Source organism: Amycolatopsis azurea DSM 43854, from assembly GCF_001995215.1.
In the GTDB taxonomy this organism is placed as follows: Bacteria; Actinomycetota; Actinomycetes; order Mycobacteriales; family Pseudonocardiaceae; genus Amycolatopsis; species Amycolatopsis azurea.
Genome location: NZ_MUXN01000035.1, coordinates 1 through 25,704 on the forward strand (window position 1 = coordinate 1; position 25,704 = coordinate 25,704).

At 68.3% G+C, this 25,704-nt stretch carries 27 protein-coding genes; 11 read left to right on the top strand and 16 right to left on the bottom strand.

The annotated features are described in order from the left end of the window. Positions 1 to 159 precede the first annotated feature (159 nt). On the top strand, positions 160 to 786 hold the full coding sequence (locus B0293_RS40475) for a hypothetical protein (protein ID WP_005167065.1): 627 nt from the start codon (positions 160 to 162) through the stop codon (positions 784 to 786). Here B0293_RS40475 and mctP read toward each other — a convergent pair. Both mctP and B0293_RS40485 read right to left on the bottom strand, forming a co-directional pair. Next, positions 783 to 2,426: a monocarboxylate uptake permease MctP gene (gene mctP / locus B0293_RS40480; RefSeq protein ID WP_005167063.1), complete on the bottom strand. Its 1,644-nt coding sequence runs from the start codon at positions 2,424 to 2,426 to the stop codon at positions 783 to 785. The genes B0293_RS40475 and mctP overlap by 4 nt on opposite strands. After that, positions 2,423 to 2,701 (bottom strand): DUF3311 domain-containing protein, encoded by a 279-nt coding sequence (locus tag B0293_RS40485; RefSeq protein WP_005167062.1) that lies wholly within the window; start codon positions 2,699 to 2,701, stop codon positions 2,423 to 2,425. Before B0293_RS40485 ends, mctP begins: the two co-directional genes overlap by 4 nt. A gap of 203 nt (positions 2,702 to 2,904) precedes the next feature. Between B0293_RS40485 and B0293_RS40490 the strand changes: the two genes are divergently transcribed. Then, positions 2,905 to 4,521: an alpha/beta hydrolase gene (locus B0293_RS40490; RefSeq protein ID WP_005167059.1), complete on the top strand. Its 1,617-nt coding sequence runs from the start codon at positions 2,905 to 2,907 to the stop codon at positions 4,519 to 4,521. A gap of 172 nt (positions 4,522 to 4,693) precedes the next feature. Further along, entirely contained in the window at positions 4,694 to 4,978 is a 285-nt protein-coding gene (locus tag B0293_RS40495; protein ID WP_039919751.1) for a helix-turn-helix domain-containing protein, read from the top strand. A gap of 77 nt (positions 4,979 to 5,055) precedes the next feature. Here B0293_RS40495 and B0293_RS40500 read toward each other — a convergent pair whose 3' ends face one another. The 12 genes from B0293_RS40500 to B0293_RS40550 form a co-directional block, all read right to left on the bottom strand. Further along, complete coding sequence (locus B0293_RS40500; RefSeq protein WP_005167056.1) at positions 5,056 to 5,631, bottom strand: EndoU domain-containing protein; 576 nt, start codon at positions 5,629 to 5,631, stop codon at positions 5,056 to 5,058. 77 nt (positions 5,632 to 5,708) lie between these two features. Next, positions 5,709 to 6,956: a DUF6297 family protein gene (locus B0293_RS40505; protein ID WP_039919749.1), complete on the bottom strand. Its 1,248-nt coding sequence runs from the start codon at positions 6,954 to 6,956 to the stop codon at positions 5,709 to 5,711. Next, positions 6,950 to 7,555, bottom strand: coding sequence for an ABC transporter ATP-binding protein (locus B0293_RS40510; RefSeq protein WP_005167052.1), 606 nt, complete (start codon positions 7,553 to 7,555; stop codon positions 6,950 to 6,952). The genes B0293_RS40505 and B0293_RS40510 overlap by 7 nt, the downstream gene beginning before the upstream one ends. Then, positions 7,552 to 8,424, bottom strand: a complete 873-nt coding sequence (locus tag B0293_RS40515) for an LLM class F420-dependent oxidoreductase (protein ID WP_005167051.1) — start codon at positions 8,422 to 8,424, stop codon at positions 7,552 to 7,554. Before B0293_RS40515 ends, B0293_RS40510 begins: the two co-directional genes overlap by 4 nt. Before the next feature lie 85 nt (positions 8,425 to 8,509). After that, positions 8,510 to 10,333 (bottom strand): phosphoenolpyruvate carboxykinase (GTP), encoded by a 1,824-nt coding sequence (locus B0293_RS40520; protein WP_005167049.1) that lies wholly within the window; start codon positions 10,331 to 10,333, stop codon positions 8,510 to 8,512. 407 nt (positions 10,334 to 10,740) lie between these two features. Further along, positions 10,741 to 11,463 carry a DUF6802 family protein gene (locus B0293_RS40525; protein WP_005167048.1) on the bottom strand — a complete coding sequence of 241 codons (723 nt, stop codon included), beginning with the start codon at positions 11,461 to 11,463 and terminating at the stop codon, positions 10,741 to 10,743. 85 nt (positions 11,464 to 11,548) lie between these two features. After that, positions 11,549 to 11,830 (bottom strand): hypothetical protein, encoded by a 282-nt coding sequence (locus B0293_RS43400; protein ID WP_143254755.1) that lies wholly within the window; start codon positions 11,828 to 11,830, stop codon positions 11,549 to 11,551. Then, entirely contained in the window at positions 11,827 to 13,668 is a 1,842-nt protein-coding gene (locus B0293_RS40530) for a dynamin family protein (RefSeq protein WP_005167043.1), read from the bottom strand. Before B0293_RS40530 ends, B0293_RS43400 begins: the two co-directional genes overlap by 4 nt. Beyond that, positions 13,665 to 14,177, bottom strand: a complete 513-nt coding sequence (gene grpE, locus B0293_RS40535; protein ID WP_005167040.1) for a nucleotide exchange factor GrpE — start codon at positions 14,175 to 14,177, stop codon at positions 13,665 to 13,667. The genes B0293_RS40530 and grpE overlap by 4 nt, the downstream gene beginning before the upstream one ends. Positions 14,178 to 14,216: 39 nt before the next feature. Further along, positions 14,217 to 14,873, bottom strand: coding sequence for a TetR/AcrR family transcriptional regulator (locus tag B0293_RS40540; protein WP_005167038.1), 657 nt, complete (start codon positions 14,871 to 14,873; stop codon positions 14,217 to 14,219). Beyond that, the gene (locus B0293_RS40545) at positions 14,870 to 15,349 is read right to left on the bottom strand and encodes a YqeB family protein (RefSeq protein ID WP_005167036.1); all 480 of its coding nucleotides are present in this window, start codon (positions 15,347 to 15,349) and stop codon (positions 14,870 to 14,872) included. Before B0293_RS40545 ends, B0293_RS40540 begins: the two co-directional genes overlap by 4 nt. Positions 15,350 to 15,412: 63 nt before the next feature. After that, positions 15,413 to 16,945 carry a dynamin family protein gene (locus B0293_RS40550; RefSeq protein WP_407640121.1) on the bottom strand — a complete coding sequence of 511 codons (1,533 nt, stop codon included), beginning with the start codon at positions 16,943 to 16,945 and terminating at the stop codon, positions 15,413 to 15,415. A 195-nt stretch (positions 16,946 to 17,140) separates the two neighbouring features. Here B0293_RS40550 and B0293_RS40555 point away from each other — a divergent pair, with 195 nt between their 5' ends. The 3 genes from B0293_RS40555 (at position 17,141) to B0293_RS40565 (ending at position 19,491) form a co-directional block, all read left to right on the top strand. Further along, a complete protein-coding gene (locus B0293_RS40555) occupies positions 17,141 to 18,343 on the top strand; it encodes a sensor histidine kinase (RefSeq protein ID WP_425331840.1) in 1,203 nt (400 codons plus the stop codon). Beyond that, entirely contained in the window at positions 18,340 to 18,996 is a 657-nt protein-coding gene (locus B0293_RS40560) for a response regulator (protein ID WP_005167029.1), read from the top strand. The genes B0293_RS40555 and B0293_RS40560 overlap by 4 nt, the downstream gene beginning before the upstream one ends. Positions 18,997 to 19,077: 81 nt before the next feature. Beyond that, positions 19,078 to 19,491: a VOC family protein gene (locus tag B0293_RS40565; RefSeq protein ID WP_005167027.1), complete on the top strand. Its 414-nt coding sequence runs from the start codon at positions 19,078 to 19,080 to the stop codon at positions 19,489 to 19,491. 291 nt (positions 19,492 to 19,782) lie between these two features. Here the strand turns inward: B0293_RS40565 and B0293_RS40570 are convergent, their stop codons facing one another. Both B0293_RS40570 and B0293_RS40575 read right to left on the bottom strand, forming a co-directional pair. After that, positions 19,783 to 20,694: an SDR family NAD(P)-dependent oxidoreductase gene (locus tag B0293_RS40570; protein ID WP_005167025.1), complete on the bottom strand. Its 912-nt coding sequence runs from the start codon at positions 20,692 to 20,694 to the stop codon at positions 19,783 to 19,785. Further along, entirely contained in the window at positions 20,695 to 21,273 is a 579-nt protein-coding gene (locus B0293_RS40575; protein ID WP_005167023.1) for a TetR/AcrR family transcriptional regulator, read from the bottom strand. It abuts the gene before it with no gap. 190 nt (positions 21,274 to 21,463) lie between these two features. Here B0293_RS40575 and B0293_RS40580 point away from each other — a divergent pair, with 190 nt between their 5' ends. The 5 genes from B0293_RS40580 to B0293_RS40600 all read left to right on the top strand — a co-directional run bounded on the left by B0293_RS40580 (position 21,464) and on the right by B0293_RS40600 (position 25,693). Continuing rightward, complete coding sequence (locus B0293_RS40580) at positions 21,464 to 22,402, top strand: ABC transporter ATP-binding protein (RefSeq protein ID WP_005167021.1); 939 nt, start codon at positions 21,464 to 21,466, stop codon at positions 22,400 to 22,402. 28 nt (positions 22,403 to 22,430) lie between these two features. Continuing rightward, positions 22,431 to 23,162 (top strand): ABC transporter permease, encoded by a 732-nt coding sequence (locus B0293_RS40585; RefSeq protein ID WP_005167019.1) that lies wholly within the window; start codon positions 22,431 to 22,433, stop codon positions 23,160 to 23,162. A gap of 153 nt (positions 23,163 to 23,315) precedes the next feature. Continuing rightward, positions 23,316 to 24,233 (top strand): ABC transporter ATP-binding protein, encoded by a 918-nt coding sequence (locus B0293_RS40590; RefSeq protein ID WP_005167017.1) that lies wholly within the window; start codon positions 23,316 to 23,318, stop codon positions 24,231 to 24,233. Next, on the top strand, positions 24,230 to 24,982 hold the full coding sequence (locus B0293_RS40595; protein ID WP_005167014.1) for an ABC transporter membrane protein: 753 nt from the start codon (positions 24,230 to 24,232) through the stop codon (positions 24,980 to 24,982). The genes B0293_RS40590 and B0293_RS40595 overlap by 4 nt, the downstream gene beginning before the upstream one ends. A gap of 159 nt (positions 24,983 to 25,141) precedes the next feature. After that, positions 25,142 to 25,693 (top strand): hypothetical protein, encoded by a 552-nt coding sequence (locus B0293_RS40600; protein WP_029715419.1) that lies wholly within the window; start codon positions 25,142 to 25,144, stop codon positions 25,691 to 25,693. Positions 25,694 to 25,704: the final 11 nt, after the last annotated feature.

A 25,704-nucleotide genomic window follows, 5' to 3' on the forward strand; every position in this document is an offset into this window, starting at 1 on the left:
GAAAGCCACGTTCGCAACGTTGAAGGTTGCGAACGTGGCTTTCGCAACGCGCCGGCCTCCCCCGAACGCGCCCGCCTCCCCCCGAACGCGCGGGCAGCCGAACCGCAGGCTCCCGAAAGCCGACACCCGCAGTTCACGCGGGCAGGGTTACCTGGAGCAGTGAACTGGACCGCGTACCTCGACGGTTACTGCGAACGCCTCGCCCCCGGACTCTGGGGCGAGCCGCTCAACAGCCTGAGCAACCTCGCGTTCCTGATCGCGGCGATCGCCGTCTGGCGGCAACCGAAGGGCCGCGTGTTCGCGGTTCTCATCGGCCTGGTTTTCCTCGGCAGCACGGCCTTCCACCTGCTCGCCACCCGCTGGTCCGCGGCCGCCGACACCGGCTTCATCCTCGTGTTCGTCCTGTACTACGCCGCCGTGTTCCCGCATCTGTTCTTCGGCGTCAGCCGAAGGCTGTCCTGGCTGGCCATCCCCGTGTTCCTCGCCTTCACCGCCGTCGTCGCGTCGCTGGGCGGCGGGATGTACCTCTCGGCGTTGATCGGGCTGGTGGTCTTCGCGGTCGTCCTCAAGGGCGAGCACCGCCGCAGGTTCGCCATCGCGGCGGGCGTCTTCGGCGTGTCCCTTTCGTTCCGCACGGCCGACCACACCGTCTGCGGGAACTTCCCCGCCGGAACCCATTTCGTCTGGCACCTGCTGAACGGCCTCGTCCTGTACCTGACCGCGACGGCCGCGACGAAAAAGGCCGCGTCCGAACCGGACGCGGCCCTTCCCGCCAAAAGCGACTAGTGGACGCCGATCTCGCGGAGATCCTTGTCGTGCTCGTCGGCGTGGTAGTCCTCGGGCGCGGTGTCGTCCGTGCCGTTGAAGACCTTCATCCGCCGCGCGATCACCGTGAAGATCACGGCGATCAGCAGGTTCGCCACCAACGCCACGAACCCGACGTAGATCTGCACCTGCGAACCGCTGAACGGGTGCCAGCCGAAGACCGACAGCTTGTCCAGCGCCAGCGCGGAACCACCGAAGTGCGCCTTGCCGGTCGCCGCGTTCGGGATGTTGTAGAGCATGATCAGACCCCAGCCGATCCCGACGATCCAACCGGCGATCAGGCCCCACCGGTGGAACCACCGCGTGTAGAGCGAGATCGCGACCGCGGGCAGGGTCTGCAGGATCAGCACACCGCCGATGAGCTGCAGGTCGATCGAGAACTGCGGGTCGATGAACAGGATGAACGCCACCGCGCCGAACTTCACGATCAGCGAAGCGAGCTTGGCCTGCTTCGCCTCCTGACCCGGCGTCGCGTTCTTCTTGATGTACTCCTTGTAGATGTTCCGGGTCCACAGGTTGGCCGCCGCGATCGACATGATCGCCGCGGGCACCAGGGCGCCGATGCCGATCGCGGCGAACGCGATCCCGGCGAACCACGACGAGAACTGCGTGTCGAACAGCACCGGGACGACGGTGTTCGTGTCGGGCTTGCCGGTGGCGTTGTTGGTGATCGGCTTGACCGCGGCGCTGATCGCCACGTAGCCGAGCAGCGCCAGCAGGCCCAGCACCAGCGAGTACGCGGGGAGCGCGACCATGTTCCGCTTGATCACGCTGCGGCCGCGTGAGGCGAGCACGCTGGTGAGCGAGTGCGGGTACAGGAACAGCGCGAGCGCCGAACCGAGTGCCAGCGTGGCGTACTGCAGCTGGTTGTTGGCGTTGAGCAGGATGCCGTCCGCCTTCGACGGCGTCTGGTCGAACTTCGCCTGCGCCGAGTCGAAGATCGCCGACCAGCCGCCGAGCTTCGAGGGCAGGTAGATGATCGCCACGAGGATCACGATGTAGATCAGGATGTCCTTGACGAACGCGATCAACGCGGGCGCGCGCAGGCCGGACTGGTAGGTGTAGACCGCCAGGATGACGAAGGCGACCAGCAGCGGCAGGTGGCCGACGATGCCGGAGCCGTTGATGCCCATGGTCCGCAGCACCGCTTCGAGGCCGACGAGCTGCAGCGCGATGTACGGCATCGTCGCGATGATCCCGGTGATGGCGATCAGCAGCGCCAGCGTCGGCGAACCGAACCGGCCGCGCACGAAGTCGGCGGGCGTGACGTAACCGCGGACCCGCGAGACCGACCACATGCGCAGCGCCGGCATCAACACGATCGGGTAGACGATGATCGTGTACGGCAGCGCGAAGAGGCCCATCGCGCCGGCGCTGAACATCAGCGCGGGGACGGCGACGAACGTGTACGCCGTGTAGAGGTCACCGCCGAGCAGGAACCAGGTGATCCACGAGCCGAACTTGCGGCCGCCGAGACCCCATTCGTCCAGGTGGTCGAGGTTGTTGCCGGCCTTCCAGCGTGACGCGACGAAGCCGAGCACGGTGACCACCGCGAAGAGGATCGCGAAGATGATCAGCTCCGGCCATTGGATGTTGGTCACTTGACGTCCCTCTCGTCGAGCTTGTCCACGGACAGCTTGTCGGGACCTTCACCGGTCGGCTTGTCCTTGGTCATCACGTAGACGATCCAGGTGCACAGGACGCCGACGGCCACGAACACGAATTGGAACCAGTAGAAGAACGGCATCCCGAACAGCCGAGGGCCGTCCGCATTGAACAGCGACGTGATCAGCACCAGCAACGGGATGATCAGCAGGAGGTTCCAGGGGCTGAACTGAAAGCCCCTCACCTTCCCGTCTGCCTTACCTGACGCCATCGGACCTCACCTAACATTCCCGTAACCCCGGATGGACCCGATGACCCTAGAACCTCTCGCCCACCTGGGTCACGCCTACCGGATATCGATTTGATCAGCGACGCCCCATCCGACGAAGGGCGGTTGCCGTCGGCCTCCCCGCCGGATATCAATAGCCGCAGTCGCGAACAGGAACTTCGCACGCAAGATCAAAGGGGCATCGGATGAAGAAACTCCGCTATGCGGTGGTGATCCCGGCTGTCGCCGGCACCATGCTGGCCGGGTTCACTCCTGCGTTCGCAGGACCGGAGGCTGCCAAACAGCAGCCTCTGAACTCCACCAACATTCCGGCGCAGTACGCGAACCAGAAGCTCGACTGGCACAAGTGCACGGCGAACGAGCTGCCGACCGCGCCGCCTCCCGGGGCCGAGAACATCGAATGCGCGACCTACCGCTCGCCGCGCAACTGGTACAAGACGAACGAGGGCATCGACCTGACGATCGCCGTCAGCCGCCTCGCCGCCACCAGCGGCACCGCGACGGCCAGCGTCATCACGAACCCGGGTGGCCCTGGCGCTCCGGGCCGCAACTTCCCGGCCCGTCTGCGTAACCAGACGAAGCTGCGCGCGAACCAGGAGATCATCGGTCTCGACCCGCGCGGCACCGGCAAGAGCACCAACATCACCTGCGGCAACGCGGTCGGCACCGGCTCCGACCTGGACCCGCGTGACCGCAGCCGGGCGAACCTCAACCTGATCCTGGACGCCACCAAGTACGCGGCGGACTCGTGCCAGGTGAAGTCCGGCGAGCTGGGCCCGCTCATCAACACCGCCCAGACCATCCGGGACATCGACCTGCTGCGCGTCCTCCTGGGCCGCGACAAGATCAACTGGGTCGGCTACTCGGCGGGCACCTGGATGGGCGCGCACTACGCGCAGCAGTTCCCCACCCGGACCGGCCGCTTCCTGCTGGACTCGTCGACCGAGTTCACCACGACCTGGCAGAACTCGTTCGACGGGCAGCCGCTCGGCTTCGAGCGCCGCTGGCGTCAGGACTTCCTGCCGTGGATGGGCAAGTACGACAAGGTCTACGGCTTCGGCAAGAACGGTGAGGCCGCGCGCCAGAGCTACGAGAAGGTCCGCTTCGCGCTGACGCAGAACCCGGTCGAGGTCGACGGCGTCCCGGTGTCGGCCAACGCGCTCGACTCGACCATCGCGTCGTACCTCTACTCGAAGCGCAACTTCCCGGCGCTGGCCGACTACCTGGTCAACCTGAAGACGCTGACCGAGGGCTCCGGCTCGCAGCAGCAGAAGGCCACGGCCGCGCAGAAGGTCAAGGCGGAGACGGTGGAGGCCGACGGCGTCATCGGCCCGCAGCCGCTGGTCGTCCCGAGCGACGGCGACGCCTACAACGCCAGCTTCTGGTCCATCCCCTGCAACGAGGGCCCGTGGACCGGCAACCGGCAGAGCGTCATCCGCCAGTCGCAGAAGCTGATCGACCGCGATCTGCCGCTGCTCGGCGCCGGCTGGCTGATCCAGCCGTGCATCTTCTGGAAGAACAAGCCGGTCGACCTGCCGAAGCTCGACGGCCGCGGCGTCCCGCCGGTGCTGATCGTCCAGTCGGTGCACGACCCGGCGACCCCGATCGAGGGCGCGACCCGTGCGCACCGCGCGTTCGCCAACTCGCGGATGATCACCGTGACCGGTGAGGGTGACCACGGCATCTACGCCGGCGGCAACACGGGTGTGGACAAGGTCGTGGAGGACTACCTCGTCGACGGCAAGGTGCCGAACGACCAGAGCCTCCCCGGACTCCCACTTCCGGTGCCCGCGGGCGGCTGAAGCCCCTAGGGATTGTGGCCCCGTCGAGTTTCGGCTCGGCGGGGCCCTTCTTTTGCACGGTCCACAGACCTGTGCACAGAGTTGTCCACAGGCTGGGGGTAACTCGGGTGGGGTCTGGTTCTGGGCCGCCGGATCGCCCTGCGGGTGGGCGGCCGGTATTAGTATTGGGCTCATGGTGCGAGTGCCGTTGACGGACGAAGAACGCGAACGCGGTGAGCGGCTGGGACTGGCGCTCCGGGACGCGCGCGCGTCGGCGTCGCGGAGCATGGTCGAGGTCGCGGCGGAGGCCGGGATCTCGGTGGAGACGCTCCGGAAGATCGAGACCGGCCGGATCCCGACGCCCGCCTTCTTCACTGTGATGGCACTCGCGGACGCCGTCGGCCTGCCGCTGGACGTGCTGCGGGCCGCTGCCGAGGGTGGCGCTCCGGACATCGCCGACGTCGCCGAAGCGAGTTAGGCCGATCTCGCGTGATCAGAACGCGCACTCGCGTGATCGAGCACGGGACTCGCGTGCTCGGGGGCGGATCACGCGAGTCAGGGACGCAGGGTGGCCAGGGCGTGGGCCCGGTCGTTCAGGTAGAGGAAGCCGTCGATCGGTAGGTCGAAGCTGTTCAGCAGGCTTTCCAGGGTCGCGTATTCGTCCACGGAGAGCCGCAGGTTCTCGGCCATCGCGTGCGCGACGAGCACGTCCGCCAGCTCCTCCCACTCGCCTGACCAGTGCAGGGTGCGGTAGAACGCCAGGACGTCCGGCGCGACGCGGTCGGCGAGCTGGTCGAGAAGGCTGTCGCCGAAGAAGCTGATGCGGCCGGCGGCGAGGTCGGCGACGGTCGGGTTCGCCGGATCCGCCGCGGTGTCGGGATTGCGGACCACGCCGGGGCCCGCCACCGGATAGCCCGTCTTGACGTGGCCGTTGTCCTCGACCAGCACGATCAGGTGCACGCCGTACCGTTCGCCCGCGCAGCGCCAGCGGCCGTTGTGCTGTCTGCGGCGCGGTTCGCTCGGATCGTTCGCGACGTCCTTGATCACCGCGATGATCTGCTCGTCGGTCCAGCCCACGGGGAACTCGCTGGTCGCCCGCCGTCCGTTACCCGGTGCGTGCCCGCCGCCCACCTCGTGCTCCTTTCGTCGCATCGAGGGTAACCCGCGTTCGGAGTATCCGAATGATCCGAACGCGGGAATGGGTGACCTCAGCCGGTCACGCTGAGCAGCAGCGAGCCGACCAGCAGGACGTCGACGCCCCGCATCGCCTGGAGAGCCGCACCCCCGCCGCTGACGTCGTAGTTCATCGGCGGCCGCGTCGCGGTCCGCAGCGCGGCGAACACGGCGAGCGGGACCGCGAGCCACACCGGCCACGCCGGAGTCACCCTGAGCGTCAATGTCACCAGGCCGAGCAGCACGCCCCAGCCGAGGCCGAGCACCGCCACCACCAGACCGTTGACCAGCCGCAACTCCCAGTCGGACGCGCCGAGCCAGCGCCTGCGGCCCGGATTGCGCCACAGTTCGCCGAGCCCGCCGACGAACGGCACGAGCGCCGCGTACGCGCCGACCGCGAACAACGGCGCCGCCGGGACGGCCGGGAAGGCCAGGTGCCCGACACCGACCAGGCAAGCGACCACCACGCTGACCGACGCGTAACGCCGTCGGCCGAGCACTCCTGCCCACGCCAGCCGCAACGTCGTCGGACGCCGCAATGAAAGCCAGGGCACCGGCCTCGATTCCGGGATCAGCAGCATCGGATCCATGAACACCGCGGCCATCGCCCGCAGCAGCCGCGCGTTCCAGCCGTCGACGAGTTCCAGACGCCCGACCCCGGACATCGGCTCGCCGCCGAAGGCCACCGCCACCGCCACCACGAACAGCGCGCCGGCCAGCACCTCGACCGCGATCGGACCCAGTCCGGCGGCGGCCACCGCCAGCCCGGCCAGCGCGAGCACGATCGGTCCCGCGGTCTCCCCGCGGATCGCCGTCCGCCGCGCGGTGACCGCGGCCAGGACCGCCCCGGACGCGGTCAACGCCGACATCGCGATCCACACGTCCTTCGACCCGCCACCGATCGCGGTGACCAGCGCCCCGGTGTAGCCGACCACCAGGACCAGCCCGAGCCAGAGCGTCCACATCCGCTTCACGACGACGCGGCGCCTGTCGACACTCGCGAAGTCCATCCAGGTCAGCGCCGCCGGTTCGGCCCAGACGAAGCCGCGGCGCAGCAGGCTGCGCCAGAACATCGCGCACAGCACGACCAGCAGACCGAACACCGCCGGAAAGTCCACAACGGACAGTCCGAAAAGGATCGAACGCAGCTTCGGGAGATTCTCGAACGCGGTGAACAACGCGCCGAAACCGAACAGCGCCAAGAAGGTCTGGTAGTCCCCGTTGAGTAGTCCGCCGAATCGCTGTCGTCCCGGAACGTGCGTGGGGGCTTTCGTGCTCACCACAACTCGAGGGTGGAGTCGGCCGCTTCGAGCAGCGGGGGATGGTGCGTGGCCACGACGACCGCCGCCCCGGCCCCGGTCGACCGCGCGATCAGCGACGTCAGCCATTCCTTCCCGGCGACGTCGAGCGCCCGTTCGGGCTCGTCGAGCAGCAGGACGTCGTGCGGCCGCACCGTCGCGCCGAGGAGCAGCAGCCGGCGGCGCTGCCCCGCCGAGAACTTGCCCGCGGTGACCTTCGCGCGTTCGGACAGACCCGCGTCCGCCAGCAAGGCCTCGTGATCACCGAGATCGGTCCCGAAGGAGCCTTCCAGCAGTTCGAGATGCTGGATCGGGGTCAGTTCGGCGAAGAAGTCGGAATCGTCGAACAGCACGGAAACCTTGCGGCGAAAGGAAACATCGCGTTCGTCGGGTTTTCCGCCCGCGACGACGACCCGCCCCCGCTGCGGGGCTTGCGTTCCGTACAGGCACCGCAGCAGCGTCGATTTCCCGACCCCGTTCGGGCCGACGATGACCGCGCATTCGCCCGCCTCGACTTCGAAGTCGAGGCCGTCGAACAACCAGTGCTCCCCGGCCTGGACGCCGAGCCCGCGTACGTCGATCATCGGCCGCGCAACAACTCGATCACCGGCGCGAGCGCGTCCATGTTGTGCTCCAGCACGGTGAAATAGCCGAAGCCGAACCGTTCGCGATGCGCCAGGATCTGTTCGGCGATCTGCTCGTGCGTCCCGACGAGCGCGGTCGGCAATGCGGCGAGCTGGTCCACGGTCAGCGCGTCGTCGAGCAGTTCCCGCAGGCTTTCCAGACCTTCTCGCCGGTTTTCGACCACGGCGACGAAATGCGAGAGAATGTTGAATTCGGCTTCACGGCCGTCCAGTTTCCCACGGACGAAGTTCACCCGCTCCTCGATTCCGTCCGCGTCGTCGACGGCGAGCGCGCCGCCGTCGGGAACGGCGGCCGTGCCGGTGAAACCGATGATGTCGGCGTGTTCGGCGGCGAGCGTGAGCAGCCTGTCGCCGCGTCCGGCGATCATCAACGGCGGCCCCGGCTTCTGCACCGTGGGCGGTTTGTGGTTTTCGTCGGCGTAGAGCCGTTTGAGTTCTTTGATGGTGTTTTCGAGGTGGTCGACGCGCTTTCCGGCCCGGGGGAACTCCAGTCCCGCCGCTTCGAATTCGGCCTTCACGTATCCGGCCCCCAGGCCGAGTTCGAGCCTGCCTTCGGTGAATTGGTCGGTGCCGGTGACGTCACGGGCGAGCAGCACCGGGTTGTAGAAGGCGGTGTTGATGACGAAGGTGTTGAGCCGGGGACGGCTCGTCACCTCGGCGGCGAGCACCAGCGCCGGGAACGGCGGGGCCATGCCGAGATGGTCGGCGGCGCCGATGACGTCGAACCCCAGATCCTCGGCCTTCCGGCATTTCCCGACCCACGCGGCCCGGTTGTCCGGGACGACCATGTTGACGCCGAACTTGAGCATGCGGCCACGGTACCCAAGCCGGAAAGAAGAAGGCCTCATCCTCAGGAATGACCCTGAGGATGAGGCCTTCGACCCGTTCAGGCGATCAGCCGAGGCGCTGCTTCAGCGCGTCCAGCTCGTCACGCAGCGACGACGGGACCTTGTCGCCGATCTTCTCGAACCACTCTTCGATCAGCGGCAGTTCCTTGCGCCACTCGTCGGCCGAGACGTCCAGCGCGGCCTGGATGTCGGCCAGCGGCTCCGCGAGGCCGTCGGTGTCGAGGTCCTCGGCGCCCGGCACGAAGCCGACCGGGGTCTCGTTCGCGTTGCCCTTGCCCTCGACGCGGTCGATGACCCACTTCAGGATCCGCGAGTTCTCGCCGAATCCCGGCCACAGGAAGCGGCCGTCGTCGCCACGGCGGAACCAGTTGACGTAGAAGATCTTCGGCAGCTTGTTCGCGTCGGCGTTCTTGCCGAGGTCCAGCCAGTGCTTGAAGTAGTCACCGGCGTGGTAGCCGAGGAACGGCAGCATGGCCATCGGGTCGCGGCGCACGTTGCCGACCGCGCCGGCGGCGGCCGCGGTGGTCTCCGACGACATGGTGGCGCCCATGAACACGCCGTGCTGCCAGTCGCGGGCCTCGTTCACCAGCGGGACGGTGGTCTTGCGGCGGCCGCCGAACAGGATCGCCGAGATCGGCACGCCCTGCGGGTCGTCCCACTCGGGCGCGAGGATCGGGCACTGCGACATCGGCGTGCAGTAGCGCGAGTTCGGGTGCGCGGCCTTCTCTTCCGACTCAGGCGTCCAGTCCTGCTTCTTCCAGGAGGTGGCGTGCGCGGGCTTCTCGCCCATGCCCTCCCACCAGACGTCGCCGTCGTCGGTGAGCGCGACGTTCGTGTAGACCGTGTTGCCCTTTTCGATGGTGCGCATCGCGTTGGGGTTGGTGTGCCAGTCGGTGCCCGGCGCGACGCCGAAGAAGCCGAACTCGGGGTTCACCGCGTACAGGCGGCCGTCCTCGCCGAACCGCATCCACGCGATGTCGTCGCCGAGGGTCTCGGCGCGCCAGCCGGGGATGGTCGGCTGGAGCATGGCGAGGTTGGTCTTGCCGCAGGCGCTCGGGAACGCCGCCGCGACGTAGTGGACCTTGTCCTCCGGCGAGATCAGCTTGAGGATCAGCATGTGCTCGGCCAGCCAGCCCTCGTCACGGGCGATGACCGAGCCGATGCGCAGCGAGTAGCACTTCTTGCCCAGCAGCGAGTTGCCGCCGTAGCCGGAGCCGTAGCTCCAGATCTCGCGGGTCTCGGGGAAGTGCGAGATGTACTTGGTGGTGTTGCACGGCCAGGAGACGTCCTTCTGACCCGGCTCCAGCGGCGCGCCGACGGAGTGCAGGGCGGGGACGAACGAGCGCTCGGTGCCGTCCTCGGTGACGAACTTGTCCAGCGCGGCCTTGCCGGCGCGGGTCATCACGCGCATGGAGGCGACGACGTAGGCGAAGTCGGTGATCTCGATGCCGAGCTTGGGGTCTTCCGCACCGAGGGGGCCCATGCAGAAGGGGATCACGTACATCGTGCGACCGCGCATGCACCCGCGGTACAGCTCGGTCATCGTGGCCTTCATCTCGGCCGGGTCCATCCAGTTGTTGGTGGGACCGGCGTCGGATTCATCGTTCGAACAGATGAAGGTGCGCTCTTCGACGCGGGCGACGTCGTTGGGGTCGGAGGCGGCCCAGTACGAGTTGGGCTTGGCGTCGAGCTGCACGAACGTGCCGGCGGAGACCAGTTCGGCGTTGATGCGCGCGGCCTCTTCGTCGGACCCGTCGACCCACACCACGCGGTCCGGAGTGGTCAGTTCGGCGACCTCCCGGACCCAGGACAGGACGCCACTGTGCGTCGTCGGCGCTTTTTCCAGTCCAGGGATGGCGACTGCGGTCATCTCTACTCCTGACTTCCGACGGCAGAAGCCCACATCGGGAACGACGCTGTTCCGATGCGGGCTTCGATGCCGGCGACCGAATGGCTTCGCACACCGGCGGGAAGACCGGTGTGCAGGTTTTGGGATTCCCCGAGAGTAGCCGGATGACCGGCAGGTAACCGAGAGCTGACCTGTCGGTTCTCTCACAAGAACGATAAGGGAATCGATTCAGTATCACCGGAATGGGCCATACGCAGAAATTCTTCCGGTGATCGACAGCACAACGGCGAGGCGGGCGAAGGCCGAATCGGACACGAGAAAGCCCGGTACGAGGTCTCGTACCGGGCTGTTCTGTGACCAGGATTACACGAATTGACCCTGCAAAATGGACTAAACCATTCTTCTATTGGTTTAGTCCATTTCAGGATTTAGTTCTGGCTGATCCACTGGCCGGTGCCGGAATCGATCTTCGCCACTCCTTCGAGTGTTTCGGTGCCCGCGCCGCCCCAGGCCGCGTCGCCCGCGGGGTCGCCCTCGGCGGCCGCCGGAGTGCTCGCGAAGGCCGAGCCGATGTCCTCATTGACCACGCCGCTGCCGGTCTCGGTCCACTGGCCGGGTCCGGTGTGCTCGTAGGTCTTGGAGTTGCCGGAGGCGTCGGTCTCCACCGCGATGTCGGCCTTGCCGTCGCCGTCCTTGTCGGTGAAGGCGATCGTGCGGCCGTCCTCGGTCTGGATGACGGCGGTGTCCGGGGTCCCGTCACCGTCGGTGTCGATGGTCGGCGGACCGACCTCGACGTCGCCGCTCGGCATGTCGGCGTGCATGGTGCCGCTGGTGCCCGCGTCGGAGCCGTCGTCGTGGCCGCCACCGCCCGCCTCGACCCAGGCGCCGGAGGCCTCGTCGTAGACGGCCTCCTGGACCACCTTGCCGTTCTCGTCGAGCACCGCGTACTGGTCGGCGTCGCCGTCGCCGTCGGTGTCGACGAACGCCTGGCCGGTGCCGTCGTCGTGCTGGATGACCGCGGCGTCGTTGACGCCGTCCTTGTCGAGGTCGTAGTTGAGCTCGGCCTGGTACTCCTCGCCGTCAACGTGGACCGTGACCGCATCGGTGGAGCCCGCTTCGGTGTCCGTGCCGCCGCTCTCGTCGACCCACATGGGATAACCCCCTCGTTGACCTGCTGGTGTGTCGAAGCTTATGACTCACCGTAGGCCGGTTCGGTTCCGGTCCACAACAGGAGGGCTACTTCGTCAGCACGACGCCGATCAGGAAGACCAGCCCGACGACGAGCAGGAACACCGCGACGACGGCGAGGACCACCCACAGGATCAGCTTCTTGCGGCGTTTCGGATCACGGACCGCCTCGCTCAGCCGTTGCAGCTTCGCCGGCAACCCCTTCTGGGGCGGCAGTGGCGGGAACGGGCTTTGCCCAGGTCCCGGCTGCGGGAACTGCTGCCCGAAAGGAGACTGCTGCTGAGGCGGCTGCTGTCCGAAAGGCTGCTGCGGTCGCTGGGGAAAGGTCACGCTTGATTGTCGCGCAGTGACCGTATGCGACCGAGGAGGGCCTCGGCGCGGTCACGGCCGTCGGAGACGTCCTTCAAGCGCTTCGCGACGATCGAGATCTTCTTCGCCCGTTCCTGCGCGCCCATCTTGATCGTCTTGTCGACTTCCTTCAGCTCCGCCTCGATCGCGTCGATACGGCGGCCGAGGGCTTCGTCGAGCGCCATCGACAGCTGCTGTTCGGCTTCGATCAGCTGCTCCGCGACGAGCTGGTCCAACGTGGACCGCGCGTCGGCGATCGCCTCGACCAGCCACTGCTTCATGTGCTGCTTGTCCGAGGCGTGCTTGCGGGTCCGCGCCATCCACCAGCCGGCGCCGAGGCCGATGATGATCGTCGCGGGCAGGATCACCGGGTTCAGGATCGCGACGCCCGCCAGCGGCAGCGCGGCGACCTTCCCGGCGCCGAGACCGCCGGAAACCCCCATGAAGATGAGCAGCTTGTCCTCGGCCGTCGGCGGTTTCTTGTCCGGCGGGCGCAGGACGACCGGCGGGCCGCCCGCCCTGGCGAACTGGCCGCGGATGATGTCGAGCTCTTCGGCCGAGAACAGCTCGGCGAGCGCGACGTTGGTGACCTGGTTGAGCCGCTGGGACAGCAGCATCGAGATCCGCTGCGACGTCGTCTGCAGCGCGATGTCGACCTGCTGGGGGAGCGCGGCGAGGTCGTCGCGTTTCGAGCCGTCGATCCGCTGCCGGAAGTGCGTCGACGCGTCGCGCATCTGCCTGCTGGTCTCGTGCCCGACCTCGACGCGGGTCCGCTGGATCTCCGCGCGCAGTTTCAGCTGCCAGCCCCGGGTCGAAGACCGGCGTTCGGTGCTCAGGTCGTCGCGACGCTGGCGCAACTGCTCGGCTTCGGCCTCACCGGCGGACAGCGCGCGGCTTTCCGCCTGCGCCTTCGCCTTGAGCTCGGCGAGCGCGCTCGACAGCGCGCGCAGGGTGTTGGCTTCGCCCAGCATCGCCGAGCGGCCGACCAGCATCTCTTGCAGCGCGCCCTGCAGCGCGGCGATCCCGGCCTTCTCGCGCAGCATCATCGCCATCTGCTCGTTCGGGGCCTTGGCCGCCGTCTCGAACATGCGCGCGGACACCGGATGGAACACCGCGTCGGCGAACCGGGGCGCGTGCTCGGCGAGCAGCCGCCGGTCGGCTTCGAGGACCTCGCGCCAGCCGCGGAACTGGTCGGTCTTGGTGAGCGCGAACAGCACGGTCTCGACGCGCTCGCCCATGTCGTGCAGGAATTGCAGTTCCGGCGCGGTGAACGGCGAAGAGGCATCGACGACGAACAGCAGCGCGGTGGCGCCCGCGGCCGCCTCCTTCGCCAGTACCCCGTGCATCGAGTCGAGCCCGCCGACCCCCGGCGTGTCCACAATGGACACCCGTTCGAGCAGCGGGACCGGGCCGGAGACCTCGACGTACCGCGGCGGGATCTGGCCTTCGGGCAGCTCGTGCGCGGCCGAGACCCAGTGGATCAGGTCGTTGAGGTTGATCGGCACCGGCGCCAGCTGACCTGGATAGCACGCCTGAGCGGACCACTGCTCGGCGTGCTCGAAGACGAGATACGTCGCCGTGGCGACGTCGGCGTCCACAGGGGACAGTCCCGGCATGGAGAGAAGCGCGTTCACGAGCGAACTCTTGCCGCGGTTGGTCTCGCCGACCACCACGACCGACGGCTTCTTCGGCCGCGCCTTCCGGATGTCCTCGACCCATTTCGCGGCCTGCGGGTCGGCCTCGCGGACGACGGTGAGCAGCTGCTCGCGCGTGCTCTTCACGAGGGCCGGCAGGTTGGCCGCCGCGCTCGGAGCGGTCACTGGGCCTTCTTCGCGTAGACGATGACGATCGGCGCGCGCAGGACCCGGTCGTGATCGGCGAACCCGACGACCTCGGTCTCCGCGACGAGTCCTTCGAGGGCCGGGTCCTCGGTGGCGACCGCGCCGCCCGCCTCGTGCACGGCCGGGTCGAACCGCTCGCCGTCCGGGCGCAGGGCACGGACGCCGATGCCGGCGAGACCGTGTTCGAGCCGCTCGACGACGCCGCCGCTGCGGGCGCGATCGAGGGCGTACAGGCAGAGCTGGATCAGCGCCTGCCTGTCGGCGAGAGCCTGTTCGAGGTCGGCCGGACCCGTGGTCGTGGACTCCACATCCGTTTTCGACGCGGCTTCGACGATCTCGGTTCCCTCGGACGGCGAAGTCTCCCCGTCCGCCTCGGCGATGATCGCCGCGATGTTCACCGCGGAGATCTGGTTGGTCGGCACGTCGTCAGGGTTCACGTCTTCGATCGGCACAGTTTCGACCGTCTTCTTACGCAGCCAAGCCGCCACCCGAATCGACCCCCGTAACTGGTGTCCCGGGCCTACCGATCAGCCCGGGGAGATTTCACCAGTGTCAGGCACCGGACCGCCCGCCGGGGCCGAAATCGGCAGAACGGGACGAAGGAATCTGGAGATCAGCATCTTCATCACCGCCAGTTCCGCGGCCGGATCGAGATCCGGCTCCAGAATCACGCGGGAGAGCGGCGCGTCGATCATCGCGACGAGCCAGCTGGCCGCCGTCTTCGGGTCGAGACCGGGATCGATCCGGCCCGCTTCCACCGCCCGTTTCACGAGGCCGATCAGGGCGTCACGCAGGGCGCGGTCGTTGCCCTGGACGAGTTCCGCCAGTTCGGCGTCGCGGGCGCACTGCGCGGCGACCTCGAGGACGAGCCTGGCCGCCATCGGGTTCAAGAGCTGTTCGGAGACGCTGAAGAGGACGTGGAGGATCGCCTCCCAGGGATCTTCGATCTCGTCGGCGGCCGCGATCAGGGCCGCGGTTTCGTCGCCGTCCTGCTCGAAGATGCCGACGAACACCGCGCGCTTGTTCGGGAAGTAGTGGAACAGGCTGCCGGTGCTGATCCCCGCGGCGCGGCAGATCTCGGCGGTCGTGGTCTTCTCGAAGCCCTTCTCCGAGAAACACCACGCGGCGGCGTCGAGGATGGCGCGGCGTTTCGCCTCGTGCTTGGCCGGGTCGACCGTCCTCATTTCACCGCCGGCGGTTCGGCGTGCCACGGGTAGCCGTGCTCGGTGAAGGCCTTGGCGACGGCTTCGCGGTCGACGTCACTCTTCTGCCGCACCAGTTCCCGGCCGTCGGAGGCGAGCAGGACGAGCTCTTTGGCGTCGAAGAAGACGGCCTGGAGCTTGGCTTCGTAGGCGCGGCTGCGGCCCTTGGTGGTGAGCGTGATGCGCGTCGGCGTCACCTTGACGATCAGCCGCTCGTGCGCCCAGACCGCGGCGAACGCGAGGCCGAGGACCAGGCCCAAGCCGACCCCGGTGACGACACCCCAGGGGCTGGGCATGTCCGAGACGAGCTGGAACGGGCCCTTGAACGGGACCCAGCTCAGGGAGGCCACCCAGCCGGAGATCGACTGGAGGAACCAGCCGAGCCCTGCGCCCACCAGCGGGCAGCCGACCCAGGAGGCCGTGCGCAGCCACTGGGGCTCGTCGACGATCGTTTCCATGCGCCCATTATTAGACCGAGCGCTCGGTTTATCAATCCGGGGTCTGGAGATGGGCGAGGGGCGTCAGGCCTGAGGGTCGCGGATCTGCTGCCAGATGAGGAAGTACGCCCGGTGCACGACGTGCGCGACGCGGCTCTGGGCGGGCGTAGCCCCGAAGGACGCGAAGGAGCGCCACCAGCCTGCGCGTTCCAGCGCGTGGGCGGCGAGTTCGGCCCGGGGCGCGCCCGGTTTGCCGAGCTGCGCGCCGATGTCGGCGTTGCTGCCGACCCGCAGGACCTCCTCGGACAGGTCCTCGGGCATGTCGACGGCGCCGGACGCGACCAGCGTGAGCGCTTCGAGCAGCCGGAGCTGGTGCGCCTCGGGCTTGGCGAGCAGGACCTCGATCGCGTCGTGGACGCGCTGCCGTTCGGCCGGGTCGCCTGACGCGTGGGCCAGCGCGGTGACCGACGCGAGCGCGGCGGCGGCCTTGATGCCGTCGGCGCGGGCGGCGAAGACGATGCTCAGCCGCTGGCGGACGGCTTCGAGCCCGGAGGCGTCGAGCAGCTTCCGCCGCAGCGAGCCCGCGGTGATCTCCGGTTCCTTGCGGATCGTCTCGACGGCGTACCGGACGCCGAACAAGTCCAGTTTCTCCAGCAGCCGCAGCCGCGTGCCCGCCGCGACGTCGCATTCCCAGCTGGTGAAGATGTCCGCCGAGATCAGCATGGTCTCGAGGATGTCGTCGTCCATCTCGGCCAGCTGGCGCAGCGCCTCGGCGTCGGGAGAGGAGAACCCGCCGGACTCGGCCGACTCCGCGATCAGCCCGATCACCGGCAGCACGTCCGCGATCCGCGGCTTCAGCGTCGCGGCCTGCTTCTCCGACAACAGCGTCGCGGCCTTCCACACGTCGCCGCCCGAGCCTTCGACCGACTCGGGCGCGATGGTGTCCGCCTTGTTGAGGACCGCGATCGCGTTGACCGGGCCGGCCTCGCGGCTCGCTGTCGCGGCGGTGAACGCGGCCAGCGCTTGCTGATCGTCGGCGCGTACGCCCTGCGTGACGACGTAGAGCACGGCCTCGGCGCCCGCGACGGCGTTGCGCGAGGTGTCGTCCAGCTCGTCCGAACCCTCTTCGTCCTCTTCTTCGTCATCGGGCTTGCGGTGCTTCGCCGCACCCAGCAGCTGCTCGGTCCGCGACACCGAAGCGGCGTCGAGCGACCCGAGACCCGGGGTGTCGATGACGGTCATGCCCTGGAGGACCGCGTTGGTGAGGTAGGCCTCGATATGCGAGACCTGGTCGATGTCGATGCCCAGCTCGGCCGGGATCATCCCGTCGGCGGAGAAGGGCAGCACCTGCTTGCGGCCGTCGTTGAAGACGATCTCGACGCGGTCGACCGTGCCGTACTGGAACCGGGTCACCAGCCGGGTGCACTCGCCGACGTCGGTCGGCGCGACCCGGCGCCCGATCAGCGCGTTGACCAGTGTGGACTTACCCGATTTGATCCGGCCGGCGACGGCGACCTGGAGCGGTCCGCCCAGCCTGCGCAGCACTTCGGCGAAGCCCGCGGCGGTGCGCGCGGACACCTGCGGCTGCAAGCGGTGGCAGAGGTTCGCCACGGACATCGACAGCGGACCGGCGAGACGGCCCTGTTCCGTCACCGAGGTCACGGCGCCCACCCCCTCCCAGTCGTCGGGCCAGCCGACCCGAATCGTCCCATGCCGCTCATCCTCGGGTCGCACCGAAGGTGGTACCGGCGACCGACGCGCGAACGTCCGGGGCCGACATAGTGTTACCAGGTGCGACGGTTGAGCCTCTGGATGCGTGCCCACCCCATGGCGGGGGACAGTCTCATCGCCGTCGTCCTGTTGCTGACCGACCTGCTGTTCTACGTGGCGGCGGTCGAGACGCCGGAAGTCCCGATGCCGCCCTGGTACGTGGTCGTTCCGCTGGACATCGCGATGGTCGCCCCGCTGGTCTTCCGGCGGAAGGCACCGCTGTGGTCGGCGTACCTGCTGCTGCTGATCGGCATCCCGCACGGGGCGCTGGAGCTGGGCGCGGCCAGCGCGTTCGCGTTGGTCATCAGCATCTACTCGGTGCTGGTCTACGTGGGACGCAAACAGGGGCTGCTGTACCTGCTGGCGACCTTCGTGGTCTCCGGGGTCCAGATGTGGGTCGACCCGCCGGAGGACATGTGGGTACTGGTGATCATCGGTGTCTTCTCCGCCGCGCTGTGCTGGGCGCTCGGCGAGTTCGCGGGCGCGAGGCGCGCCTATCACGAGGAGGTGGAAGCCAGGTTGCATCTACTTGAGACGGAACGGGACCAGGCGACCAGGATCGCCGTCGGCGAGGAACGCGGACGGATCGCCCGTGAGCTGCACGACGTCGTGGCGCACGCGGTGAGCGTGATGGTCGTGCAGGCCGACGGCGCGTCCTACGCGGTCGACGGGAATCCCGAGATGGCGAAACGGGCCTTGCAGACGATTTCGGAGACCGGCCGCGGCGCGCTCGCCGAACTGCGGCGGCTGCTGGACGTGCTCCGCAGCGACGGTGACGACGAGCCGCGCGTGCCGCAGCCGGACGCCAGCGCGCTGACCGACCTCGCGGACCGGATCCGCCAGGCGGGTGTCCCGGTGACCTTGGCGATCGGGTCCGACGCGCTGGAAGGGCTGCCCGCGGGTGTCTCGCTCGGGGTGTACCGGATCGTGCAGGAGTCGCTGACGAACACGCTGAAGCACGCCGGGCAGGGCGCGCAGGCGGAGGTGCTGGTGCGCCGGGAGAAGGACGTGATCGACGTCCGGGTCACCGACGACGGCGCCGGCCGCGCGAAACAGCTGGTGCCCGCCGCCGCGAAGACGGCGTCGCAGACGGCACCGCCGAGGAAGCTCGCCGTCCCCGGCGGGAACGGATTGATCGGAATGAGGGAACGGGCGAACGTCTTCGGCGGCACGCTGGAGGTCGGGCCCGCTCCCGGTGGAGGGTGGCAGGTGCACGCGAGGCTCCCGGTTAGGTTGGCGACGTGATCAGGGTGGTGGTCGTCGACGACCAGGAATTGATGCGCGTCGGGTTCCGGATGGTCCTGGGCGCGCAGGCGGACATCGATGTCGTCGGCGAGGCGGGTGACGGTGCGCAGGCCATCCGCCTGGCGGAAGAGCTGCGGCCCGACGTCGTGCTGATGGACGTCCGGATGCCGGTGCTGGACGGGGTCGAGGCGACGAAGCGGATCGTCGAAGCCGGGACGGCGCGGGTGCTCGTGATGACGACGTTCGACCTGGACGAGTACGTCTACTCGGCGTTGCAGGGCGGGGCGAGCGGGTTCCTGCTGAAGGACACGCAGCCGGATCACCTGGTGTCGGCGCTGCGGGCGGTCGCTTCGGGCGACGCCGTGGTCTCGCCTTCGGTGACCAGGCGGCTGCTCGACCGGTTCGTCGGCGGCGGCGGGAAGCCGATGCGGGACGCGGCCGAGCTCGACGTCCTCACCGAGCGGGAGCGCGAGGTGCTCGTGCTGATCGCGAAGGGCCTCTCGAACCTGGAGATCGCCGAGACGCTGTTCCTGTCCGAGGCGACGGTGAAGACGCACGTCGGGCGGATCCTGTCCAAGCTGGACCTGCGCGATCGGGTGCAGGCCGTGGTGCTCGCCTACGAGACCGGGCTGGCGCGTCCCGGGGTCACCTGAAACCCGCCCGGAAAAGTGGTCATTCGGTGAGCACTTTGCGGTGGATCCTTCTTCTCAGAGCCACTACTTGAGGAGAAGGAAATGCTGCGAGGTCTCACCACCACCACGTTCTACGCCGACGACCTGGGTGCCGCGATCGCGTGGTACTCGGACCTGTTCGGGATCGAGCCGTACTTCGTACGCGACGGTCATGACGGGGAGCCGGCGTACGCGGAGTTCCGGATCGGCGACTACCAGCACGAGTTCGGCCTGGTCCGCAGTGACTACCGGCCGGCACTGGCGCAGCCCGGACCCGGTGGCGCCATCGCGAACTGGGCCGTCGACAACATCGAGGACGCCTTCGCGAAGCTGCTCGACAAGGGCGCGAAGGAGTACGAGCCGATCATCGAACGCGGTCCCGGCTTCGTGACGGCGGCCGTCGTCGACCCGTTCGGCAACGTCCTCGGCGTGATGTTCAACCAGCATTACCTGGACGTGCTGGCCGGGAAGAAGTGACAAGTGGGGCAAGCGTGCCTGGCGCTTCGAGGCCGGCTCACGGCCGTGTCGCGAAAGCCACTTTCGGGACGTCAGGTGTCCCGAAAGTGGCTTTCGCGACATGCCTGACCGGGGCGTTCCATGGGCCGTGGGGAGGCATCGCGAAGCGGTTCCACACTGCCGGGCGCTCGCCGCTTGTCGCCGCTGATGACGTTGCGAAAGCCACTTTCGCAACACTGAAGGTTGTGAAAGTGGCTTTCGCGACACGCCACCTTTGCCCTACCCCTCAGTAGCTCCCCGGCCAGCCCGGCCTCAGCGGTAGAGCGAGTGGTCGGCCGTCGCCGTGTCCTGGCCCGTCTCCCGGACTTCGGCCATCCACTTGCCGAAGTCGGGGCGCGAGCCGTCGACGTCGGTCAGGCCGTACTCGTTCATCAGGGTCCACGACGCCAGCGTCTTGCCCGCGAACCGCGAGACCTCCGGGTCGGTCGCCAGCTTCGCGACACCGCGCCCGAGCAGCGCCGGGGTCTCCGAGATGGCGAAGTCGACCGGGGCGGCCTTGCCCACCGCGTCGCGCCAGGTCTCCTCGGTGACGCCGAAGTAGTCCAGCATCGCCTCGGACCGCAGGAATCCCGGCGTGACGGTCATGCCGACGCATTCGTACTTCTTCAGTTCGGCGCCGAGTGCCCGGCCGATCGCCCGGATGCCGCATTTCGCGAGGAAGTACGGGATCCCCGCGCCGACGTACTCGTCGTGGTCACCGTCGGTGACTTCGATGACGAGACCACCCTCCCGCCGGACGACCAGCGGGAGCAGCCGGTGCAACGCGATCAGATGCGTGTCGAGCGCGTTGTGCACCAGCGTGAGCGCGTCGTCGAGGCTGGAGTTCCAGTACGCCCCGTCGAAGTCGGCGAACTGGTCTCCGCCCCAGACGTCGTCGACCAGGAGGTCGATCCGGCCGTCCACTTCGGACTCGATCCGCGCCTTCAGCGCGTCCACATCGGACACTTCGGTGAAGTCGGTGCGGACGGGGATTCCCCAGCCGCCCGCCGCGTCGACGAGCTCCGCGGTGTCCTCGATCGTCTCCGACCGCTTCATCGGCGACTGCCGGTCCCTCGTCGTGCGGCCGGTGACGAACACCGTCCAGCCGAGCCTGCCCAGCTCCACCGCGATCGCCCGGCCGCATCCTCGCGTCGCCCCCGTGACGACGGCCACTTTCCGGTCCATTCAGGACACTCCTTTCCACGCGGTCAGCACCGCGTCCACGTCTTGCCCCAATCGATCGGCGATCCGGCCCTTCGGCCGGATCGACCAATCCAGCGCGGCCCCGTTCGCCACCCCCAGCAGCACTCGCGCCGCACGGACGACCCCCGGTGCGCCCGGCAGGTCGCGCGCCGCGACCCGCGTCAGCCGCCGGAGTTCCGCTTCCACGGCGGTGAAATGCGCACCGAGCAGGGCACGGAGTTCCGGATCGCCGATGTCCACCCCCAGCTGCCCGAGGTGATTCGCCGCCGTCTCCGCGGTGCCCAGCCCCTCGTAGACCACTACGACCGCCGCCCGCAGGGCCTCCACGGGATCGGCCAGCTCGCCGCATTCCCGCATCAGTCCCACGACGGATCGCGTGTTCAACCGGCTCAACGCCTGCAGGAGGCCGGTTTTCGAGCCGAACCGCTGGGCGACCGTGCCGACCGCGACGCCGGCCTCCGCCGCCACCTGAGCCAGCGTGAAACCGGGGCCGACCTTGCCGATCACGGTCCCCGCCGCTTCCAGCAGCCGTTCGTCGGTGATGGTGCGGGGTCTCGCCATCCGATTATTGAACCACGGTTCATTAACCCCGGCGATTCAGGGTCACTCTCAGGGGTGTCACCGATCGCGTACGCCGTCCGGAGACGGCAAGCTACTTCTCAGGTCGGGTACCAGGTTGGCACCTCAGGATGACGCGCCCGGCCACCCACATGGACGACGATTGTTCTCGCAGTCGCCGAGGGGAGCAGACATGATCGAGGCAGCGGGCCTCACCAAGCGGTACGGCAAGACACTGGCGGTGAACAACCTGTCCTTCTCCGTCGCGAGCGGGAAGGTCACCGGTTTCCTCGGCCCCAACGGGGCGGGAAAGTCGACGACCATGCGGATGATCCTCGGCCTGGACAATCCGACCTCGGGTCAGGTCCGCATCGGCGGCAAGCAGTACCGCGAGCTGAAGGACCCGTTGCGGACCGTCGGCGCGCTGCTGGACGCCAAGTGGGTGCACCCCAACCGGTCGGCGCGGGCCCATCTGCGGTGGATGGCGAAGTCCAACAAGATCGCGGAGAGCCGGGTCGACGAGGTGCTCGAGACCGTGGGGCTCACCAGCGTCGCCGGGAAGCGCGCCGGCGGGTTCTCCCTCGGCATGTCGCAGCGGCTGGGGATCGCGGCCGCGCTGCTGGGCGACCCCGAGGTCCTCCTGTTCGACGAGCCGGTCAACGGCCTCGACCCCGAGGGCATCCTCTGGATCCGCAAGTTCATGCACCGGCTGGCCGACGACGGCCGCACGGTGTTCGTTTCCTCGCACCTCCTCTCGGAGATGGCGCTGACCGCGAGCCAGCTGATCGTGATCGGCAAGGGACAGCTGATCTCCCAGTCCTCCACCGAGGACTTCGTGTCGCGGGCCGCCGAGAACACGGTCAAGGTCCGCTCGCCGCAACTGGCCGAGCTGCGCTCCGCGCTGACTCAGGCGAGCGCCCAGGTCACCGACGAGGACCGCGCGATCGTCGTGTCCGGTTTGGACAGTGCCAAGATCGGCGAGATCGCCGCGGCCAACAAGATCGTGCTGCACGAGCTCAGCCCGCAGACCGGCTCCCTGGAGCAGGCCTTCATGCAGATCACCGGCGATTCGGTCGAGTACCACACCGGTCTCGAAGCCGAAGCCGCCGAAGTGGTCTCCGCCGCCCAGTAGCCGTTCACCTTCTGAGGAAAGAAAAGCCATGACTCTGCTCGCTGTGGAACGCATCAAGCTGTTCACCACACGCTCACCGTGGTGGTGCGCGCTGATCACCCTCGCGGTCGTGATCGGCTTCGCCGCCATCTTCGCCGGGGCCGCCCCGTCGGGTGAATTCACCGACGTCTCGAACTCCCAGTTCGGCTACGTCTTCGGCATGACCGTGATCATGGTGCTGGCCGCGCTTTCGGTGACCACCGAATACCGCTTCGGCACCATCCGCACCACCTTCCAGGCCGTGCCGAACCGCAAGGCGGCGCTGCTGGCGAAGACCGGCGTCGTCGCGCTGCTCTCGCTCGTGATCGGCGAGATCGCCGCGTTCGCCGCCTGGGGCCTCGCCTCGGTCATGCGGCCGGAAGACCTCATGCTGAACACCACCGCGGAGTGGATCAGCGTCGCCGGGGTCGGCGTCGTGTTCGCGCTCGCCTCGGTGATCGCGGTCGCCGTCGGCATCCTGATCCGGCAGAGCGCCGGCGCCATCTCGCTCCTGCTGATCTACGTCCTCGCGGTGGAGAACCTGATCCAGCTGATCCCGAAGATCGGCAAGGACATCTACGACTGGATGCCGTTCCACGTCGCGGACAGGTTCCTCAACGGTTCGGGTCCCGCCGCCGCGGACGCGCCCTTGAGCCAGGGCGGGTCGCTGGCCTACTTCGCCGGTTTCGCGCTGGTGATGCTGGTCGTCTCGCTGGTCGTCGCCGACAAGCGCGACGCGTAAGAACTTCCACAGGGGAGAAGCCGGACGTCCCGCTCGGGGGAGCTGGGCGTCCGGCCGGGGAGAAAAAGGGGAACAAGGACCGGGCCGCCTGTCGGGGGGCGGCCCGGTCCTTTCCCCGTTGGTAATGTCGGAATCCACCTGGCGGGAGGGTCGATGATCGAGGCCACTGGACTCACGAAGCGTTACGGCGACAAACTCGCCGTGGACGGTCTTTCCTTCACCGCCGAGGCGGGCCGGGTGACCGGGTTTCTCGGCCCCAACGGGGCGGGCAAGTCCACCACCATGCGGATGATGCTCGGGCTCGACAGCCCGACGTCGGGCTCGGTGACCATCGACGGCAAGGCCTATCGCGAGCTGCGTGATCCACTTCGGATGGTCGGCGGCATGATCGACGCCACCTGGCGGCACCCGGGCCGCACCGCCCGCGAGCACCTCCGCTGGATGGCCGCGACCAACGGCCTGCCGGACAAGCGGGTCGACGAGGTGCTCCGCCTGGTCGGGCTGGAGCCGGTCGCCCGCAAACGGGCCGGGCAGTTCTCGCTCGGGATGTCGCAGCGGCTCGGGATCGCCACGGCCTTGCTGGGCGACCCGCGGGTGCTGCTGTTCGACGAGCCGGTCAACGGTCTCGACCCCGAAGGCATCGTGTGGATCCGGCGGCTGATGCACGCGCTCGCCGCCGAGGGCCGCACCGTGTTCGTGTCCAGCCACCTGCTGCCGGAGATGGCGCAGACCGCGCAGGACCTCGTCGTGATCGGCCGGGGGAAGCTGATCTATCAGGGCACGATGGAGGACTTCGTCGGCCGCGCGAAGGGCCTCGGCGTCCGGGTCCGCAGCCCGCACCTTGCCGAACTGCGGACGGCACTGACCGAGAAAGGCGCCGAATTCCGCGAGGAGGACGGCGCGCTCATCGTGTCCGAAATGGACAGTGACGACATCGGCGAGCTCGCGTTCGCCGCGGGCGCGACACTGCACGAACTGCACCCGCTCACCGGCTCGCTCGAACAGGCGTACATGCAACTCACCGCCGAGGCCGTCGAATACGGCGCCGGCGTCCCGGAGGTGGCCCGATGAGCACGGCGAACCTGCTCCGCGCGGAGCGGATCAAGCTGCTGAGCACCCGCGCGCCCTGGTGGTGCGCCGGGATCGCGGTGGTCCTCGCGATCGGCTACACCGCGCTGTTCTTCGGTCTGGTGCCGCTGGAGGGCCAGGCGACCGTCTCCGCCACGCAGACGGCCAGTGCCATGGGCCGGACCGTGGTGCTCGTCCTCGCCATCCTCGCGGCGGCGACCGAGTTCAACTGGGGCACGCTGAAGCTCACCTTCCAGGCGGTGCCGTCGCGGGTGCCCGCGCTGCTGGCGAAGGGGGCGGTCGTCGGGGTCTTCTCGGGGCTGATCGGCCTGCTCGTGGGCTTCTGCTCGTGGGGGATCGCGTACCTGATCAAACCGGCGGCGGATCTCGGCCTGCATTCGGGCGCCGACTGGCGCGCGGTGGCGGGGCAGGGGCTGACCTTCCTGCTGACCGGCTTCCTCGGTGTCGGTCTCGGCCTGCTGTTCCGCAGCCCCGCGTTCGCCCTCGTGTTCGCGCTGGCCTGGACACAGTTGATCGAGGGGCTCGTCATCCTGATTCCGCGCGTGGGCGACGACATCTACCAGTGGATGCCGTTCGTCGCCGCGAATCAGTTCGCCGGGCCGGATCTGACGGTTTCGATGTTGAAACTCGAGCCGCCGCTGGGGCCGTGGGGTTATTCGGCTTATTTCGGAGCCATCTGCCTGATTGTTTATGCGGCCGGACTGATGATCACCCATCGACGGGACGCGTGAGCTTTTACCGCCTCCAAAGGAGTTAAGTCCACGTTAAGAGCCTGTGGCTTCTCTCACAGGATGCGGACATACTGTTCCTGACCGGGCGATGCTCGGGATGAGCCGCATTTCGGCTCTCGGCCCCGGAGGTGATCCTTGACGGTGGATTCCGGTCAGGGAGTGGAACGCACGATCCCGAAAGCCCGCACGGAAAGCACACGGCCACGACTCGAGCCCATGCTCGACCTCGAATGGTCCCAAGCGATCGAACTACCCCGAACGGTGGCGTCGGCGACCCGGCCGTCCGATATCCGCCGTGCCTGGGTGCATCGCGCACCCGAAGATCTCGTTGTCGCGCTGTACCGCGCGTCCAGTGGAATGCACGGCGAAATCCCCGCGCCGTGGTGGCTTCGCGCCGTCGTGGAAGGCAGGCTCGAATCGCGGGAACTCGGTTTCCGCATCGAAGACCGAATCTCCGGTCTGCTCGGCAGGCGTCCCGGTTGGGAATTCGTCCCGTGGGCCGCGGACGGTGAATCCGGCTACTGGGAGTTCATGCCGTCCGAACGCGGGGCTTCCGGGCATTCGATCCCGACCACCGTGCTGAACACCAGCCGCCACGACGGCTGGATCGACGTTCTCCCCGCCCATTCCAGTACGACGCCGCCGCCGATCGCGGTCGCCGGATTCGCCGGCCTGCGCTCGCGGCTGGGGGAGTTCGAAGCGGTGAGGTAACCCCCGCGTTT

Excerpts from the sequence above, each read along its gene's own strand:
- B0293_RS40570 (WP_005167025.1), bottom strand. The coding sequence starts at position 20,694 with ATGGACCGGAAAGTGGCCGTCGTCACGGGGGCGACGCGAGGATGCGGC.
- B0293_RS40565 (WP_005167027.1), top strand. The coding sequence starts at position 19,078 with ATGCTGCGAGGTCTCACCACCACCACGTTCTACGCCGACGACCTGGGT.
- B0293_RS40515 (WP_005167051.1), bottom strand. The coding sequence starts at position 8,424 with ATGCTCAAGTTCGGCGTCAACATGGTCGTCCCGGACAACCGGGCCGCG.
- B0293_RS40595 (WP_005167014.1), top strand. The coding sequence starts at position 24,230 with ATGAGCACGGCGAACCTGCTCCGCGCGGAGCGGATCAAGCTGCTGAGC.
- B0293_RS40525 (WP_005167048.1), bottom strand. The coding sequence starts at position 11,463 with ATGTGGGTCGACGAGAGCGGCGGCACGGACACCGAAGCGGGCTCCACC.
- B0293_RS40575 (WP_005167023.1), bottom strand. The coding sequence starts at position 21,273 with ATGGCGAGACCCCGCACCATCACCGACGAACGGCTGCTGGAAGCGGCG.
- B0293_RS40555 (WP_425331840.1), top strand. The coding sequence starts at position 17,141 with ATGCGTGCCCACCCCATGGCGGGGGACAGTCTCATCGCCGTCGTCCTG.
- B0293_RS40550 (WP_407640121.1), bottom strand. The coding sequence starts at position 16,945 with ATGTCCGTGGCGAACCTCTGCCACCGCTTGCAGCCGCAGGTGTCCGCG.
- B0293_RS40520 (WP_005167049.1), bottom strand. The coding sequence starts at position 10,333 with ATGACCGCAGTCGCCATCCCTGGACTGGAAAAAGCGCCGACGACGCAC.
- B0293_RS40490 (WP_005167059.1), top strand. The coding sequence starts at position 2,905 with ATGAAGAAACTCCGCTATGCGGTGGTGATCCCGGCTGTCGCCGGCACC.
- B0293_RS40495 (WP_039919751.1), top strand. The coding sequence starts at position 4,694 with ATGGTGCGAGTGCCGTTGACGGACGAAGAACGCGAACGCGGTGAGCGG.
- B0293_RS40540 (WP_005167038.1), bottom strand. The coding sequence starts at position 14,873 with ATGAGGACGGTCGACCCGGCCAAGCACGAGGCGAAACGCCGCGCCATC.
- B0293_RS40585 (WP_005167019.1), top strand. The coding sequence starts at position 22,431 with ATGACTCTGCTCGCTGTGGAACGCATCAAGCTGTTCACCACACGCTCA.
- B0293_RS40510 (WP_005167052.1), bottom strand. The coding sequence starts at position 7,555 with ATGATCGACGTACGCGGGCTCGGCGTCCAGGCCGGGGAGCACTGGTTG.
- B0293_RS40485 (WP_005167062.1), bottom strand. The coding sequence starts at position 2,701 with ATGGCGTCAGGTAAGGCAGACGGGAAGGTGAGGGGCTTTCAGTTCAGC.
- B0293_RS40545 (WP_005167036.1), bottom strand. The coding sequence starts at position 15,349 with ATGGAAACGATCGTCGACGAGCCCCAGTGGCTGCGCACGGCCTCCTGG.
- B0293_RS40580 (WP_005167021.1), top strand. The coding sequence starts at position 21,464 with ATGATCGAGGCAGCGGGCCTCACCAAGCGGTACGGCAAGACACTGGCG.
- B0293_RS40590 (WP_005167017.1), top strand. The coding sequence starts at position 23,316 with ATGATCGAGGCCACTGGACTCACGAAGCGTTACGGCGACAAACTCGCC.